Source organism: uncultured Corynebacterium sp., from assembly GCF_937999985.1.
In the GTDB taxonomy this organism is placed as follows: Bacteria; Actinomycetota; Actinomycetes; order Mycobacteriales; family Mycobacteriaceae; genus Corynebacterium.
The window spans coordinates 1-1,262 of record NZ_CALLDG010000025.1 but is presented as its reverse complement, the minus strand read 5'-3'; the positions used below and the strand labels follow the sequence as shown (position 1 = coordinate 1,262).

Here is a 1,262-nt window from a genome sequence, read left to right as displayed (position 1 = left end):
ACCGTGTCCAGCAGGGTGAGGGACGCGAACACTCGCTTCACAACCTCCTGCTCGTCCGGTGTCATCTTGCGCCACGAGTCCAGGTCGTTGGACACGGGGACTTTAGTGTCCAGCCAGAAGTTGGCTGTGAGCCGGTCCCACACGGTTTTATCTACCGGGTCTTGGATGGTGTTCCAGTTAATCGGGGTTAGCATTATCCTCCTCGTATTCCAGTACCCGGCTCTCAAGCCATCCGTAGTCGTGGGAGTATTCGGGCTGAGGAACCCACCTCTCCTGCAACCACGCGGCGAACCGGGGGATGTTGTCAATCTCGATCTCGAACTTGGTTCCCCATTCCCAGTGGAACCCGGGAACCTCAAACTCCTCTCCGGTTACGGTGTCCCGGAACTTGAAGTAGTAGCTGGTGTCCGGGGCTGTGTACATGCACATCTCGCACGTACCGAACACCTCTTCTTCCTCGTGCTCGGTACGAGCGTCGATGAGCTTAAAGTTCGAGAATGCCAGCGACATCAGGAGCCTCCCAACCTTCGGGCTTCAGGATCTTGCCAGTCTCCTCGTCGCGGACAACCGGACCGAATCGACCGTCCACCTTGCTCAGGTTGGCTTCCACAACCGCATCCCACACCTGCTTAGCCTTCTCCTGGCCAGCAGCCCTGACGGCTGCGGTGAGAGCTACGTAGGCGGTGTCGATGAAGCCGTCCACGAGCTCCGCTAGGTCGATGGTGCCGTCCGCAAGGTTGAACGAGCTCAGCGACTCGGTGACCTCCTCGGTGATGCGGGAGATGAACGGGGATACTTCCTCCCACTCAAGGTCTAGATCGGGGGAGTCTGGGAACTTCTGACCCCCGAGCTTCATGAACTCTGCTACCTGCTTGATCGGGTGGTTTGTCCATCGGCCTAGTAGCCTGCTGGTGGGTTGCGCATTGTTGATCTGTCCTTCCAGCTGTTCGATCTGGTTGGCGAGTTCTTTAGCCTCCCGTTGCAGTTCTTCCAAGCGCTGCTGCTGACTAGTCATTTACTTTCCTCCGTTCAGAAAATCTAGGACGGTCTTTGCAAGATCGACATAAAACTCTGGGTTATCGGGCTTGACCCTGATCTCGGCGAGTGAATACCCGCCGTCCCTGTGACGCACCTCGATAACCTGCTGCTCTTGATACTCAAACGAGATTCTGAACACGACGTGGAACTTTCCAACGGCTATCCTGTCGCCAATCAACGGGTCTCCATAGTGATCCTTACCTGGTTGAATAGTGATACGGCGC

Annotated in this window: 3 protein-coding genes and 1 pseudogene; all 4 read right to left on the bottom strand. The window is 56.5% G+C overall.

The window, feature by feature from the left end:
- Positions 1-194: ribonucleotide-diphosphate reductase subunit beta (locus Q0331_RS01120; RefSeq protein WP_298074121.1), on the bottom strand; the 194-nt coding region annotated here is incomplete at its 3' end.
- Positions 178-510: a hypothetical protein gene (locus tag Q0331_RS01115; RefSeq protein ID WP_298074119.1), complete on the bottom strand. Its 333-nt coding sequence runs from the start codon at positions 508-510 to the stop codon at positions 178-180. The genes Q0331_RS01120 and Q0331_RS01115, both read right to left, overlap by 17 nt.
- Positions 485-1,015 (bottom strand): hypothetical protein, encoded by a 531-nt coding sequence (locus tag Q0331_RS01110; protein ID WP_298074117.1) that lies wholly within the window; start codon positions 1,013-1,015, stop codon positions 485-487. Before Q0331_RS01110 ends, Q0331_RS01115 begins: the two co-directional genes overlap by 26 nt.
- Positions 1,016-1,262, bottom strand: a pseudogene (locus tag Q0331_RS01105) (hypothetical protein); the annotation flags it as partial.